The organism is Streptomyces sp. NPDC058758, from assembly GCF_042746075.1.
In the GTDB taxonomy this organism is placed as follows: Bacteria; Actinomycetota; Actinomycetes; order Streptomycetales; family Streptomycetaceae; genus Streptomyces.
Window position 1 is genome coordinate 152,937 of the sequence record NZ_JBHYPS010000010.1, and the last position, 14,085, is coordinate 167,021.

General features: G+C 71.5%; 14 protein-coding genes. 4 read left to right on the forward strand and 10 right to left on the reverse strand.

Going from position 1 to position 14,085, the window contains the following annotated elements:
- The first annotated feature begins 62 nt into the window (after nucleotides 1–62).
- A complete protein-coding gene (locus ACFW6A_RS15670; RefSeq protein WP_386486199.1) occupies nucleotides 63–1,034 on the forward strand; it encodes a GlxA family transcriptional regulator in 972 nt (323 codons plus the stop codon).
- 79 nt (nucleotides 1,035–1,113) lie between these two features.
- Here ACFW6A_RS15670 and ACFW6A_RS15675 read toward each other — a convergent pair whose 3' ends face one another.
- Genes ACFW6A_RS15675 through ACFW6A_RS15715 form a run of 9 tightly spaced genes read right to left on the reverse strand, consistent with a single transcriptional unit; the run spans nucleotide 1,114 to nucleotide 10,791 of the window.
- On the reverse strand, nucleotides 1,114–2,595 hold the full coding sequence (locus ACFW6A_RS15675) for a non-reducing end alpha-L-arabinofuranosidase family hydrolase (RefSeq protein WP_386641022.1): 1,482 nt from the start codon (nucleotides 2,593–2,595) through the stop codon (nucleotides 1,114–1,116).
- Nucleotides 2,592–3,302 carry a cupin domain-containing protein gene (locus tag ACFW6A_RS15680; RefSeq protein ID WP_386641080.1) on the reverse strand — a complete coding sequence of 237 codons (711 nt, stop codon included), beginning with the start codon at nucleotides 3,300–3,302 and terminating at the stop codon, nucleotides 2,592–2,594. Before ACFW6A_RS15680 ends, ACFW6A_RS15675 begins: the two co-directional genes overlap by 4 nt.
- On the reverse strand, nucleotides 3,299–4,159 hold the full coding sequence (locus tag ACFW6A_RS15685; RefSeq protein ID WP_386641025.1) for a PmoA family protein: 861 nt from the start codon (nucleotides 4,157–4,159) through the stop codon (nucleotides 3,299–3,301). Before ACFW6A_RS15685 ends, ACFW6A_RS15680 begins: the two co-directional genes overlap by 4 nt.
- On the reverse strand, nucleotides 4,156–5,202 hold the full coding sequence (locus ACFW6A_RS15690; RefSeq protein WP_386641028.1) for a Gfo/Idh/MocA family protein: 1,047 nt from the start codon (nucleotides 5,200–5,202) through the stop codon (nucleotides 4,156–4,158). Before ACFW6A_RS15690 ends, ACFW6A_RS15685 begins: the two co-directional genes overlap by 4 nt.
- A complete protein-coding gene (locus ACFW6A_RS15695; RefSeq protein ID WP_351856263.1) occupies nucleotides 5,199–6,239 on the reverse strand; it encodes an endo-1,4-beta-xylanase in 1,041 nt (346 codons plus the stop codon). Before ACFW6A_RS15695 ends, ACFW6A_RS15690 begins: the two co-directional genes overlap by 4 nt.
- A gap of 26 nt (nucleotides 6,240–6,265) precedes the next feature.
- Nucleotides 6,266–7,654: a glycoside hydrolase gene (locus tag ACFW6A_RS15700; protein ID WP_386641031.1), complete on the reverse strand. Its 1,389-nt coding sequence runs from the start codon at nucleotides 7,652–7,654 to the stop codon at nucleotides 6,266–6,268.
- A gap of 32 nt (nucleotides 7,655–7,686) precedes the next feature.
- Nucleotides 7,687–8,517: a carbohydrate ABC transporter permease gene (locus ACFW6A_RS15705; RefSeq protein WP_351856267.1), complete on the reverse strand. Its 831-nt coding sequence runs from the start codon at nucleotides 8,515–8,517 to the stop codon at nucleotides 7,687–7,689.
- A complete protein-coding gene (locus ACFW6A_RS15710) occupies nucleotides 8,514–9,494 on the reverse strand; it encodes a carbohydrate ABC transporter permease (RefSeq protein ID WP_386641035.1) in 981 nt (326 codons plus the stop codon). The genes ACFW6A_RS15705 and ACFW6A_RS15710 overlap by 4 nt, the downstream gene beginning before the upstream one ends.
- Before the next feature lie 4 nt (nucleotides 9,495–9,498).
- A complete protein-coding gene (locus ACFW6A_RS15715) occupies nucleotides 9,499–10,791 on the reverse strand; it encodes an extracellular solute-binding protein (RefSeq protein ID WP_386641038.1) in 1,293 nt (430 codons plus the stop codon).
- Between the two features lie 233 nt (nucleotides 10,792–11,024).
- Here ACFW6A_RS15715 and ACFW6A_RS15720 point away from each other — a divergent pair, with 233 nt between their 5' ends.
- The 3 genes from ACFW6A_RS15720 to ACFW6A_RS15730 are packed head-to-tail and all read left to right on the forward strand — an operon-like array spanning nucleotide 11,025 to nucleotide 13,666.
- The gene (locus tag ACFW6A_RS15720) at nucleotides 11,025–12,038 is read left to right on the forward strand and encodes a LacI family DNA-binding transcriptional regulator (RefSeq protein WP_351856271.1); all 1,014 of its coding nucleotides are present in this window, start codon (nucleotides 11,025–11,027) and stop codon (nucleotides 12,036–12,038) included.
- 9 nt (nucleotides 12,039–12,047) lie between these two features.
- On the forward strand, nucleotides 12,048–12,170 hold the full coding sequence (locus ACFW6A_RS15725; RefSeq protein WP_386641041.1) for a hypothetical protein: 123 nt from the start codon (nucleotides 12,048–12,050) through the stop codon (nucleotides 12,168–12,170).
- Complete coding sequence (locus tag ACFW6A_RS15730) at nucleotides 12,167–13,666, forward strand: family 43 glycosylhydrolase (RefSeq protein WP_386641044.1); 1,500 nt, start codon at nucleotides 12,167–12,169, stop codon at nucleotides 13,664–13,666. Before ACFW6A_RS15725 ends, ACFW6A_RS15730 begins: the two co-directional genes overlap by 4 nt.
- Before the next feature lie 104 nt (nucleotides 13,667–13,770).
- Here the strand turns inward: ACFW6A_RS15730 and ACFW6A_RS15735 are convergent, their stop codons facing one another.
- The gene (locus tag ACFW6A_RS15735) at nucleotides 13,771–14,079 is read right to left on the reverse strand and encodes a hypothetical protein (RefSeq protein ID WP_386641047.1); all 309 of its coding nucleotides are present in this window, start codon (nucleotides 14,077–14,079) and stop codon (nucleotides 13,771–13,773) included.
- Nucleotides 14,080–14,085: the final 6 nt, after the last annotated feature.

A 14,085-nucleotide genomic window follows, 5' to 3' on the forward strand; every position in this document is an offset into this window, starting at 1 on the left:
CGGTTCGCTCCCGGGATGTCCGCCGTCTTGGGCCGGCCGTCCGTGCGGACTAGGGTCGGCGCATGGGGGATCGCGCTGAACGGGTGGTGGCCGTCGTCGGTTTCGAGTCGGCCGAACTCCTCGACATCGCCTGCGTCACCACGGGCCTGGCCCTCGCCAACGCGCTCGGGGACCCGGGTACGCCGTACCGCGTGCGGGTGCTCGCCCCGGGCGGGGCCCCGGTCCGGTGCGGCACCGGGCTCACGCTGGCGGGTGTCGAGTCCCTGGAGCGGACGAGGGGGCCGCTGGACACGCTCGTCGTCTCGGGCGGGCTGGGCGTCGAGCGGTTCGCCGCGGACCCCCGTCTGGTCGGCCACGTCCGGCGTCTCAGCCGCGAGAGCCGGCGGATCGCCTCCGTCTGCACGGGCGCGGCCGTGCTGGCCGCGGCGGGGCTCCTCGACGGCCGGCGGGCCACCACCCACTGGCACTTCGCCCCGCGTCTGGCGAGCGGTTACCCGGACGTACGGGTGGACCCGGCGCCGCTGTGGATCCGCGACGGGAACGTGTACACGTCGGCCGGCATCACCAGCGCGCTGGACCTGACCCTGGCCTTCATCGAGGAGGACCACGGTCCGGAGCCGGCGCGCCAGGTGGCCCGGCACCTCGTCGTCCACATGCAGCGTCCGGGTGACCAGCGCCAGATGAGCGTGTTCACCGCGGCGCCGCCGCCCCGGGAGGACACCGTCCGCGTCCTCGCCTCCTACATCGCCGCGCACCCGAACGACGACCTGAGCACGCCCGCGCTCGCCGCCCGTGCCGGGATGACGCCCCGCCACCTCACCCGGCTCTTCACCCGGTGCCTCGGGGAGCCGCCCGGCCGGTACGTCCGGGGCGTCCGCACGGAGACGGCCGCGCACCTCCTCCTGTCGAGTTCGCTCCCGGTGGCCTCCGTGGCCGCCCGCTGCGGCTTCGGCACTCCGGAGGCCCTGCGCAAGGCGTTCCTGGACCGCTACGGCGTCCCCCCGGCCCGCTACCGCGACGCGGGCGGGCGCTGAAGCGCCGACCGGCGGGCCCGGCCGCCCGCCGGGTGACGCCGCTCCGGCTCCGCGGCGGAGCCGGAGCGGCGTCACCGCGTCAGCGCTGCATGGTCAGCAGGCCCGGCCGGTAGGGCAGGAGGCCGTAGTCGACGCCGTCGGAGCCGGGGCTGCGCCCCTGGTAGAGCAGCTGCAGGTTGCAGGGGTCGACGGTCATGGTCTGGTCGGCACTCGTCCGCAGCAGCTCGCCGTGGCTGATGTCGTTGGTCCAGGTGGCACCGCTGTTGGCCTTGCCGGCGAAGGGGTTGCCCTCCGTCGCGGCCTGCGGCGTCCACGTGCCGTTCAGGCTGGTGGCCGTGAACGAGCGGAAGTAGCGGTGCTCGTTCGCCCCGCGGGCCTCGACGATCATGAGGTAGCGGTTCTGGCCCTGGAGCTTGTAGACCTGCGGGGCCTCGAAGAGGTTCTTCACCGTGTCGCTCATGATCGTCGTGTACGAGGAGCCGAAGCTGCCCGGGAAGTTCCCGAGGGGCATGCTCGACCGGTAGATCCTGCCGTTGTCACCGGCGAAGAACAGGTACATGTTGGACCCGTCGGCGATCAGGGCGTGGTCGATGGGCCCGGTGCCCGAGTCCGTGATCTTGCCGGTGAAGAGCACCTGCTCCGCCGACCAGCCGTTCGGGTTCGTGGGGTCGCTCGACGTGCGGTACGAGAAGGAGGAGCCGCCCCACTGGTAGGCGAGCACCCAGACGTTCTTCGGCGCGAAGTAGAAGAGCGAGGGCGCGACGGCCGTGAACGGAAGGGCGCTCTGCCCGGCCGAGGCCATCTCCGGCCAGGCGGTGAACGGGGTGAAGTTCATCCCGCCCCAGCCCTTGCCCGTCCCCGCGGCTCCGTGGCTCGTCGCGTAGACGACCTGCTTGCCGTTGTGGGGGGCGACGGTGAAGTCCTTGAGCGCCGCCCATTCGGGCCTGGGCTGCGCCAGCGCGCCCGTCGAGGACCAGCGGTACGTCGAGGGGAGCTCGCAGGTGCCCGGGGTGCCGCCCCCGGCGACCTTGACGAGCTGCCACTGCTGGTTGGCACCGTCCCAGTCGTCGTACTGGACGACGTTCGCGCCGTCGGCGGTGGAGCCGCCCTGGACTTCCAGGGCCTTGCCGCTGTGGCGGGCGATGAGCCTGACGTGGCCGTCCGCGCTGTCGGCGAGCCGCCACTGCTGGTTGGTGCCGTTCGCGTCGGACCACTGGACGATCGCGGCGCCGTTGGCGGTGGAGCTGTTCTGGACGTCCAGGACCTTGCCGGAGTGGCGGGACTTGACGCGGTAGTAGCCGTCGCCGGAGGCGACGAACTGCCACTGCTGCTGGTTCTGGTCGTTCCGGGTCCACTGGGTGATGCGGGCGCCGTCGCCGGTCGCCAGGTTGTAGACGTCCAGGGCCTTGCCGCTGGTGCGGTTGACCAGGACGTACCAGGCGTTGGTGTCGACGGTCGCCGCGGCGGCGGGCGGGGCGGTGAGGAGGGTCGCCCCGAGCAGCAGGGACGACAGGACGGCGAGGACGAGGCTCAGGACCAGGGGTGGGCGGCGCAGTCTCATCGGAAGAGCTCCTTCGGGGGGTGGGGAGGGGAGGCGGGGACGGGGTAGGGGTGGAGGTGGCCGCACATGCCGAAGCGCGCATCCGCCGGGCGCTCCAGCCGCGTGACCTCGCCGTGAGCGAGGTGGGAGAGGTCTCCGGTCTTCAGCGCGGCCAGTTGGCCGCCGGTCGCGAGGGCCGCGGCCAGCGGGCCGTCGCGCCAGCGGATCCACCAGGCGTCGAGCAGCTCGCGCTTCAGGCGGTGGGCCGCGGTGTGGAACTCCCGCAGCCCGCCCGCGCGCAGCGCGAGGAAGCCTTCGAGCGCCAGGTCGCGGCGGCGGCGCGCCGCCACGGCGGGGTCGCCGGTCAGGTCGGCCGCCGCCCGGTAGGCGTCGGGATCGGCGAGGACGGGCGGGGGGAAGGTGAAGACGGCGTCGCCGGCCTCGGGGAGCCCGCTGTTCTGCATGAGCACCAGGAGGCGCAGGCCGCCGGCGTTGACGAGCCGGTGGACCGTTCCCGGCGTGAACCAGACGACGTCGCCGGGACGCAGCGGCGTGTCGGCGGAACCGGAGGTGGTGAGGGTCTGGACGCTGCCCTCGCCGCCGGTGACGACGTACGCCTCGGAGCAGACGAGGTGCATGTGGGGGGTGCCGCCGCACAGCCCGTCGGCGGCCTCCCAGTCGTACACCGTCAGGTCGGAGATCCCCACGCCGCCGGGGAGCGGGGTCACCACGGGTGCTCCATGACGTGCCGCGACAGCCGTTGGGGGGTCCAGGCGCCGGCGGCGACGACGATCCGGTAACGGCGCGCCAGGGTGTCGCCCGGGGTCAGCGGCACCTCCTCGTCGAACGCCAGGGAGGGGTTGACGGCGGGGATGGGCTCGCTGCGGACGAACCAGCGGCCGGGGGCGTCCGGATCGTCCAGGAACAGGAGCGTGGAGGCGCGGTCGACCTCGTCGTGCCTGCCGACGAAGGCCAGCCGGTCGCCCTTCCCGCCCATCGCGGGGCCGATCACCTCGCCGCCGGTGAAGTCGCGCGGGCCGCGCCAGAATAGGCCGGAGTATCCGGCGAGTTCCCTGCCCTGGGTGCCGGGGCTGCCGAACACCAGCGCGGTGTCGTGGACGTTGGTCAGCGCGGTGGTGAACTCCAGGGTCCAGGAGTCGTCCTCGACGTCGCGCGCGGTCAGCGTGCGGCGCTCGTCGATCCAGCGCTCCCCCGCCATGGTGTGCCAGGCGAGGTCCTCGGTGATCAGGGCGCGGTCGCGGTCCGTCCCGGCGGAGACGGCGAGGCTGCGCATCGTGCCGAGGTTCGGCAGGTCGACGTAGCCCCGTCCGCGCAGGTAGGTGCCGCCGCCCCAGAAGTTCTGCCCCGACAGCCACGACGCCGTGAACTGGATGCCCTTGTGCCAGCGGTGGTCGTGCGGACGGTATCCGGTGACCACGTCGCCGGCGAGCGTGCGCACCGGGTGCAGGTAGGGCTTGGGGGCCTCGAAGGGGTCCATGACCGGGCGGTGCACGTACCGGAAGAGGTCGACGCCGCGCGTCCGGACGGTCAGCGAGCCGTCGTCCCGGAGGAGTTCGAACGTCATCGGAACACCTCCGGGCGTCCTCCGTGGAGCGAGCCGTAGAACGGGTCGGCCGCGTCGATCTCTCCGCGCCGGACCGGCAGGCCGGTGAGCGCGGCCTTGTACAGGGCGGTGACCAGTTCCATGGTGGTGCGGCCGAGGTCGGGCCGGACGCCCGCCTCGTAGCCGTCGAGGAAGGCCGCGAGCTGGGCGGTGTGCGAGCTGGGCAGGTCGTCCGGCGGTTCCCACTTCGCGTCGGACGACCCGGCGGTGAACGTCCAGTCCGCGTTGGAGTAGCCGTACAGGTGCCGCAGTTCGACCGTGGCGTCGGTGAGGTCGAACCGGAGGTAGCTCTCCTCGCGGGGGGACAGGACGCTGTTGACGACCGTCGCGAGGGCTCCGTTCTCGAAGCGGACCAGGGCCGCGGACACGTCCTCGGTCTGGACGTCGCGCTCCAGGCGGCCGGCCATCGCCCGCACCTCGGCCCATGGGCCGAGCGCGTCGAGCATCAGGTCCATCTGGTGGATGCCGTGGCCCATGGTCGGGCCGCCTCCCTCGCTCCGCCAGGTGCCGCGCCAGGGCACGTCGTAGTAGGCGTCGTCGCGGTACCACGCCGTGACGCACTGCGCGACCAGGGGACGCCCCAGGGCCCCGGACGCGATCCGGTCGCGCAGGTACCGGGCTCCCGAGCCGTAGCGGTGCTGGAACACCGCGCCCGCGAAAGCGGGCCCCTCGGCGGCCTCGACGCGGTCGAGTTCGGCCAGCGACAGGGCCACCGGCTTCTCGCACCACACCCACGCTCCCGCCTCCAGGCAGGCCACGGCCTGCTCGGCGTGGAGGAACGGCGGCGTGCACAGGTGCACGACGTCCGGGCGCTGTTCCCGGAGCATCGTGTGCAGGTCGGTGTGGACGGCGGGGATGCCGTGCCCGGCCGCGAACTCCTCGGCGCGCAGGGCGTCCACGTCGACGGCCGCCACGATCTCCGCGCGGTGGGCCTGGGTCCGGAGGGCGGGGACGTGGCAGACGCCGGCGATCCCGCCCGTTCCGACGATGGCGGTCCTGATCATCCGCCGAGCACCTTCCTGAGGGCGTGGTAGGCGGGCTTGGGCGCCAGGTTCTCGTCGTAGGGCAGCGCGGCGCCCTCGCCGGGGAAGACGGAGGGGATCCACGAGTACTTGTCCGTGTAGTCCCAGACGGTGACGCCGACGCACTTCTCGACCTCCAGGCAGGCCTTGACGTAGTCGGCGTACCAGGTGGCCTGGGTGGCGAGCTTCTCGGGGGTCGCCGGGAGCTCCATCCGGATGTCGAGTTCGGTGACCGCGACCTCGACGCCGAGGTCGGCGAAGCGTTGGATGTTCTCCTTGACGCCGGCGGGGTAGCCGTACTGGAGTGCCAGGTGGCCCTGGAGGCCGAAGCCCTCGACCGGGACGCCGTCGGCCTTCAGCCGCTTGACGAGCTCGTAGTAGGCGTCGCTCTTGGCGTTGATTCCGTCGACGTTGTAGTCGTTGAGGTAGAGCTTGGCGTGCGGGTCGGCCTCGTGGGCCCAGCGCAGGGCGTCGGCGATGTAGCCGGGGCCGAGCGTCTTGTAGAAGACGGACTCGCGGTAGGTGCCGTCCTCGTTGAACGCCTCGTTGACGACGTCCCAGTGGATGACCTGGCCCTTGTAGTGCCGGGCGACGGTCTGGATGTGGTTCTTGAGGACGGGGCGCAGCTCCTCGGCGGTCCAGCTGCGGTCGGTGAGCCAGGCGGGGAGCTGGCTGTGCCAGACGAGCGTGTGGCCGCGGACCTTCTGGTGGTGGTCCTTGGCGAAGGCCATGACCTCGTCGCCGGCGGTGAAGTCGAAGACGCCGGGCTCGGGTTCGGTGGCGTACCACTTCATGGCGTTGCCGGGGGTGGTCTGCCCGAACTCGCTGCCGAGGAGCTTCAGGTAGGCGGCGTCGGTGAACTCGGGGTTGTCGGTGGCGGAGCCGAAGTACTTGTGGTGCTTCTTGGCGAGTTCGCCGAGCGTCCTGGGCTTGGGTTCGGCGTTCGCGGGGGCGGCGGCGAGGCCGGCCGCGACGCAGACGGCGGCGGAGAGGGCGACGAGATGCCGGGACAGGGGCATGGAGGGCTCCTCGGTTCGTGGTCGGGTCAGTCGAGGACGATGGTGGTCAGCGCGCGCGGGGCGAGCGTGGCCGTGAGGGTCGTGCCGTGCGTGGAGGCGACGGCGGCGGGGGTGATCGAGCGGGTCTCGTCGGTGACGTAGGCCTCGGGGTGGCGGTCGTGTCCGCCGCGCAGGGTGAAGGCGGCGGAGGTCTCGGTGGTGGCGGTGTTGAGGATCTGGATGACGCGCCTGCCGTCGGTGTTGCGGAAGGCCGTGACCTGGAGTGCCGGGCCGGCGTGGGTGACCGGGACGCGGACGGCGCCTGGCCGGATGAAGCGGCTGAAGGCGGCCAGCGCCCAGTACCGCTTGGAGACCCGGTAGTCGTCACCGGGGTTGGCGAGCTGGATGAGGCCCCGAGTGGCGCCGAGGGACGCGCCGGTCCAGTAGACGTAGGCGTTGGCGTTGCCGACGGTCAGGGTGTTCTGGATGTCGGCGGCGACGGTGAGGCCGTCGTAGCCGCTGCCGTCGTCCCAGTTCTCGTTCCAGGTGGTGCCGTCCGGTGACCATTCCGACATCCACACGCGCTTGTCGGTGGGCTGCGGGACCGTGGTCGGACCGCTGTAGCGGTGGCCGGTGACGGTGCGTACGGTCCTGTCGGCCTCGGGGTCCGCCTCGATGGCCTCGGTGAAGGCGACCTGCCGGTCCCAGCCGGCGGCGTCGCAGCAGACCACCTCGGTCCTCAGCCCGGAGGCGCGGACGGTCGGTCCGAGCACCTTGAGGAAGTCGACGGCCTGCTGCGGGGTGAAGCGCATCGAGGCGTAGGTCGCCGTCCAGTCGGGTTCGTTGGTGAAGCCCAGGTCGGTGATCCCGATGCCCTCCCGCTGGTAGAACTTCGCGTACTGGAGGAGGTAGTTCGCGTACGCCTGGCGCCACTCGGGCAGCAGCTCGCCGCCGTCGTTCTCGTTCTTGTTCGTCTTCATGAAGGCGGGGGCGCTCCAGGCGTCGGCGAAGAACCGCTTGACGCCGTACGCCTTGGCCTCCTTGGCGAGCCAGACCTGGCCGCCGTCCCAGCCGTCCCAGACGTACTCCGGGGTGGCGTCGGGGCCGCCGGGGTCGGTCGGCAGGATCGTCGGCATGTGGTCGTAGACCCGGTCGGTCGACGAGCCGATGCCGAGGCGCAGGATCGACAGGCCGGCGCCCTTCTCCTTGTCGAGCAGCAGGTCGAGCACCTCGCGCTGCTTGGCGGGGCCGAGGCCGCGGGCGCCGTGCAGCAGGTCGGCCCGCTGGAAGGCCATGGAGAAGCCGAATCCGTCGATGGGCTGGAGGTCGGCGCGGAAGTCGATGGAGGGGCGGGCGGGGGTTTCTGGGTCCGCGGCCGCGACCTGCGTTGTTAGCGCTAACAATATGACGGCCGTCAGGGTGGTCAGACGTTTCACGGGATCTCCTCGGGAGGGGTGGGGCGGGCGGGTCAGCCCTTGGTGGCGCCCGCGGTGAGGCCGCCGATCAGCTGCCGCTCGGCGACGGCGTAGAAGGCGAGGGCGGGGACCATGGCAAGGACGATGTAGGCGAGGACGAGCGCGTAGTCGGTCGAGTACTGGCCCTGGAACTGCTGGACGCCGACCGGGATCGTCTGCCACTTCGGGTCGTTGAACACCAGCAGCGGCAGGAAGAAGTTGTTCCAGCTCGCGACGATCGCCAGGACCGAGACCGTGCCGAGCGCCGGACGCGCCATCGGCAGCAGGATCTTCCAGAAGAAGCGGAACGTGCCGCAGCCGTCCATGACGGCCGCCTCCTCGATCTCCGCCGGGATGGTCCGGAAGAAACCGCGCAGGATGATGATCGTCATGGGGAGCCCGAAGGCCGCCTGCGGGAGGATCACCCCGAGCGGGTTGTCGAGCAGGCCGAAGGTGCGCAGCATGAGGAAGAGCGGCAGGACGGCCACCGCGAACGGGAACATCAGCCCGATCGTGAACAGCCCGTAGAACAGCTCCCTGCCCCGGAAGGCGTAGCGGGCCAGGACGAACGCCGCCATCGCGGAGGCCGCCACCGTGAAGAACGTGGTGCCGATCGCGATGCCCGCGCTGTTGGCGATCTGCCGCCAGAACATCCCGTCGCCGAGGATGCCGGCGTAGTTGCCGACCTTCCACTCCTCCGGCAGCCCGAACGGATTGCTCGTGAGCTCGCCGGTGCTCTTGAACCCGGAGAGCACCGCGTAGACCAGCGGGACGGCGACGAACGCGCCGATCAGCCAGACCACGGCGTGCAGCGACAGGCCCCGTGCCGCCCGGCGGGCGTTCACCGGCCGCCTCCCGTGGTCACGGCGCCGCTCAGGTCACGGCGGAGCACGTAGCGCTGGTAGAAGAGGGAGAAGACCAGGCTGATCATGAACAGCACCACGCTGATCGCACTGGCGTAGCCGACCTGGTAGCGCTTGAAGCCGAACTGGAACATCGCGATCGCCATCGTCTCGGAGGAGTGGTTGGGGCCGCCCGCGGTCATGACCCAGACGAGGTCGAAGAGCTGGATGGACCCGATGACCGAAAGGAAGACGCTGATCCGGATCGTCGGGCCGAGCAGCGGCAGCGTGACGTGCCGGAAGCGCTGCCAGGCGCCGGCGCCGTCGATGGAGGCGGCCTCCAGGATCTCGGCGGGGATGCCCTGCAGCCCGGCGAGGAAGAGCATCATGTGGAAGCCGAAGTACTTCCAGACCATGACCACGAAGAGGGTCGGCATGACCGTCGAGGGGTCGGCGAGCCACCTGCCCTGCAGGCCCTCCAGGCCCAGCAGGCCGGCGAGGTGGTCGGCCATGCCGGAGCCGGGCAGGAAGACCATCGTGAAGAGGACCGCCGTGACGACCTCGGACAGGATGTACGGGGCGAAGAACAGCATCCGGTAGACGGCCCGGCCGCGCAGCCGCTGGTTGAGCAGGACCGCGGTGAACAACGCGAACGGCAGCTGGACCGTGACCGACAGGACGATCAGGTACAGCCCGCGGCCCAGGTCGCCGAGGAAGACCTCGTCCTCGAGGAGCCGGGTGTAGTTCCCGAAGCCGACGAAGTCGTCCATGGGGCCGATCCCGCCCCACTTGAAGAAGCCGGTGAAGACGGCGACGACGATCGGGGCGAGGACGAAGACGAGGAAGAGGACCAGGGCCGGGACGAGGAACCAGGCGACCGAGGCCCAGTCCCGCCAGCCGCGCAGGAGCGACCGGCCCGGGGCGGGCGGGCGGGGGGCCTGCACGGCGTCCTCCCTCCGCTCCTTCGTCAGGGTGGACACGGAGCTAGGCACTCTTCGCAGCCTCGGTGATCGACGCGGTGACCTGCTCGGGCGTCTTCTTGCCCGCGATGAGGTCGGCGACGCTGTCGTTGACCTCCTGCCCGACCGCCGGCGGATAGGCCTGGTCGAGGAAGAGCTGGAAGCCCGTCGCCCTGGCCAGGCTGTCGGCCACCACCTTCTTGTTGGCGTCGGTCAACTGGCCCTCCGCGCCCTTGACCACCGGAAGGTAGCCGTTGGAGGCCAGCAGCTTCGACTCGTTCTCCAGGACGAAGAACCTCAGGAAGTCCAGAGCCTCCTTCGGGGCCCCCTTGCGCAGCGCGAAGCCGCCGCCACCGCCGAACACCTCGGTGATCCTGCCGGCCCCTCCGTCGACCGTCGGGAAGGGGAAGAAGCCCAGGTCCGCTCCGAGGTCGGCACCCGCGTCCTTCTGCACCGACGGTCCCCACTGGCCCATCAGCTCCATGGCGGCCTTGCCGTTGCCCATGGTCGCGGCCTGGCCCCCGGGGGTGGCGTAGCCGGCACCGAGGAAGGCGGGCTGGAAGGGCTGGAGGTCGACCAGCTCCTTGAGGCGGGCGCCCGCCTGGACGAAGCCGTCGCCGGTGAAGTCCTTGGTGGTCGCGGCCTGTTGCAGCGCGGGGAGACCGGCGACGCGCATCGCGAGGTAGGCCCAGTAGTAGTGGCCCGGCCACTTCTCCTTGCCGGCGAGGGCGATCGGGGTGATGCCGGCCGCCTTGAGCTTCCCGACGTCGTCGAGGAGTTCGGCCCAGGTGGCGGGTGGGGTGGTGATCCCGGCCCTGGCGAAGAGCTTCTTGTTGTACCAGAAGCCGACCATGCCGATGTCGTAGGGGACCCCGTAGGTCCGGCCCTCGAACTGGTAGGCCTGGAGCGAGACCGGGGTGAGCTCGGACGACCAGCCGAGCACGTCGGTGAGGTCCTCCACCAGCCCCGCGTCGACCTGCTGCCGCAGCACGCCGCCGCCCCAGGTCTGGAAGACGTCGGGCAGTTTCCCCGACGAGGTGGTCGCGGTCAGCTTGGACTTGAACGCCTCGTTCTCCAGCGAGGTCGTGTCGATCGCGACGTTCGGGTGGGCGGCCGTGAAGGCCGAGGAGATCTGCGGGAAGAGGGACTTGCCGGGTTCGGTGGTGGCGATGTTCCACCACGCGAAGGACACCTTGCCGTCGCCCGCGGGCCCGTCACCGGACCCGCCGGACCCGCAGGCCGCGGTCAGGGAGACGGACAGGGCGGTCAGGCCCGAGAGCGCCAGGAAGTTCCGTCGGCTGGGGAGGGTGCTGGTCATGGGACCTCCGGGGTGGGGAATGCCGGTTCACACTCGAAAAAGTTTCGAAATACTCTCGAATTCTGCGCTGCCACAAACTAGGAACGCGGCGCCCACCGGTCAACCCCTCGCGCCGATTTATCTACGGACAATGCATGTTCACGGGGTTGACAAGCAGGTCGGGCCGCCCGGAAACTCATCGAAAGTTTGCGATACCTATCGTCGGCCGAAGGCGTCCGCACCGAGGAGAGAAGTTGAGCGAACAGCGCCCGACCCTGGCCTTCATCGCCGCGGAAGCAGGAGTTTCCCAAGCCACCGTGTCCAAGGTGATCAACGGCCGCTCCGATGTCGCACCCTCGACGCGCGAACGGATCGAGGGTTTGCTGCAGGCCCACCACTACCTCCCGCCCGGCCGGCAGGGCAGGGCCCGCAGATCGGGACTCGTCGACCTGATCATCGGCGGTCTGGACAGCGCGTGGGCGGTGGAGATACTGCGCGGCGTCGAGGCCGAGTGCGGCCGGCGGAGCGTCGGCACCGTCGTGTCGCTCGTCCCGCCGGGCGAGGCCGCGCCGTCCAGCTGGACCGCGCTCCCGGCCCTGCACCACAGCGACGGCGTCATCCTCGTCACCGCCTCGGTCACCCAGGCCCAGCGCGCCCAGGTCGAGAGGGCGGGGGCGGCGCTGGTCGTCATCGACCCGATCGACCTGCCGGGCAGCGGCGTGCCCAGCGTCGGGGCGACCAACTGGGCCGGCGGCCTCGCGGCCACCGAGCACCTGCTCGAGCTGGGGCACCGCAGGATCGCCACGATCGGCGGGCGCAGGGAAATGCTCTGCAGCCAGGCCCGCATCGACGGCTACCGGGCCGCCCTGGAGCGGGCCGGGGTCGAGGTCGACCGCGACCTGATCCGGTTCGGGGACTTCCAGCACGAGGGCGGGTTCCGGTGCGCCCGGGAGCTGCTCGCCCTGCCCGAGCCGCCGACCGCCGTCTTCGCCGGCAGCGACCAGCAGGCGATGGGCGTCTACGAGGCCGCCCGGCAGGGCGGCCTGCGCATTCCCCAGGACCTCAGCGTGGTCGGCTTCGACGACCTGCCGATGTGCGACTGGCTGTCGCCGCCGCTGACGACGGTGCGTCAGCCGCTGGAGGAGATGGGCCGGGTCGCCGCCCGCACGCTGTTCCAGCTCCTGGACGGCCAGCCCCTGGTCAGCCCCCGGATGGAACTCTCGACCGAGCTCAAGGTCCGCCTCTCCACCGCCCCGCCCCCTTCCTAGGAGACCCCCTTGAACGAGCCCCGGCGCTTCCCCTTCCTCCCCGCGTCCGCGCGCACCCCGCGCGGCCCCGTGCGCCGCCCGGAGGACGGCCGCGTGCCGTCCTCGCCGGCCGAGAGCGTTCCCGTCCCGTGAGCACGTCCTTCGGCGAGCCCGTGCTGCCCGGGTTTCGGCCCGACCCGTCCGTGTGCCGGGTGGGCGCGGACTACTACCTGGTGACCTCCAGCTTCGAATGGTTTCCGGGCCTTCCCGTGTTCCACAGCCGCGACCTCGTGAACTGGCGGCGCGTCGGCTCCGCGCTCGACCGGCCGTCCCAGCTCGACCTCACCGGGTGCGGGCCCTCGCGCGGTCTGTTCGCGCCCACGATCAGGCACCACGACGGGGTGTTCCACCTCGTCTGCACGCTGATGGACGGCCCCGGCCATTTCGTCGTCACGGCGACCGACCCGGCGGGGCCGTGGTCCGAGCCGTGCCGGCTGGAGGGCGAGGGTTTCGACCCGTCGCTGTTCTTCGACGACGGGCCGGGCGAGGGGGACGGGCCGGGCGAGGGCGACGGGCCGGGCGAGGGGGACGGCCGCGCCTGGTTCACCGCAGCCCGCGTCCTGGACGAGGCGGCCGGCCGCACCGAGATCTGGATGCGCGAGTACCTTCCCCGCGAACGGCGGCTCACGGGACCGGAGTACGTCCTGTGGTCGGGGAGCCGGCCGGGCGCCCGGTGGGTGGAGGCCCCGCACCTCTACAGGGTCGACGGCGGCTACCTGCTGCTCACCGCGGAGGGCGGCACCGAGGCGGACCACAGCGTGGTGGCCGCCCGCGCCGGCCACGTGACCGGCCCGTACGAGGGCGTCCCCGGCAACCCGGTGCTGCCTCCCGCCACGGGTCCGGTCACCTGCACCGGGCACGCCGACCTCGTGCGCACCCCGGACGGCGACTGGCGGACCGTCCTCCTGGGCGTGCGTCCGGGCTCCGCCATCGGCCGCGAGACCTTCCTCGCCGCGGTCACCTGGCGGGACGGCCGCCCGGTCTTCTCCCCGGTCGGCCACACGAGCCCCCGCCACCGTCTCCACGACGACTTCGCCGTCCTCTCCGCCGACTGGAACGCCCTGGGCACCCCGCGCGCGCCGTTCTGGACCACCGGCGACGGGCTCCGCCTCCGGCTCCGCCCCGAACGCCTCGGCGAACGCTCCGTCCCCTCCCTCCTGGTCCGCCCCCAGGAGCAACCCGACTGCGACGCCTCCACCGAGCTGCACTTCACCCCCGCCGCACCGGGCGAGGAGGCCGGCCTCGCCGTCGTCCTGGACGACGACGCCCACCTGCTCCTCCTGCGCACAGCGGAAGGACTCGTCCTCCGCCGCGGGCCCGAGGTCCTGGCCCGCGCCGCCCCCTCCCCCGGCCCCGTCCGCCTGGGGGTCCGCGTCCGCGGCTTCGCCCACACCTTCGCCCACGCGGCACCCGACGGCGCCTGGCAGGACCTGGCCACCGTCGAGGCCTCCTTCCTGACCCCCCTGTTCACCAGCGTCCAGGTCGGCGTCTACGCCACCTCCCACGGCCGCCCGTCCACCAACCGAGCGCTTTTCCCGTGGTTTGACCTCGCCTATCCCCCACCGCCGGAGCCGTCGGTCCGGCGGTGACGCCGGCGGGCCGTGCCCGTGCCCCGAAAAGCACCCCTTCACCGCATTCCCCCACAGGGGATTCCGGCCCGATCCCGCATTTCCGTGCGTCTGCGCCCGCGGCTTCACCGAAAAGGCGTGGACGGCTCCACGACGCTTTCCCCGCAGACGCCTTCCGTGTCGAAATGTTTCGACACGGAAGGCGTCTGCATATTCATCTCCAGAACCCCCGCGAAGAAGCAGTGGATTCGAAACATCTTCGAAACCATTGACATGCTCTCGTCGAATTTCCACACTGATTCCCGAGGCGGATTCACTTCTTCGCCGACGCGACACAGCGTCGGCCGCGAATCCTCGTGCCCTGGCGGCACGCCCTCTTTCCCCTGAGCGCGGACACCGCAGACGGAGATTCCCTCTGCCGCGCTCGAAATCATTCCGCA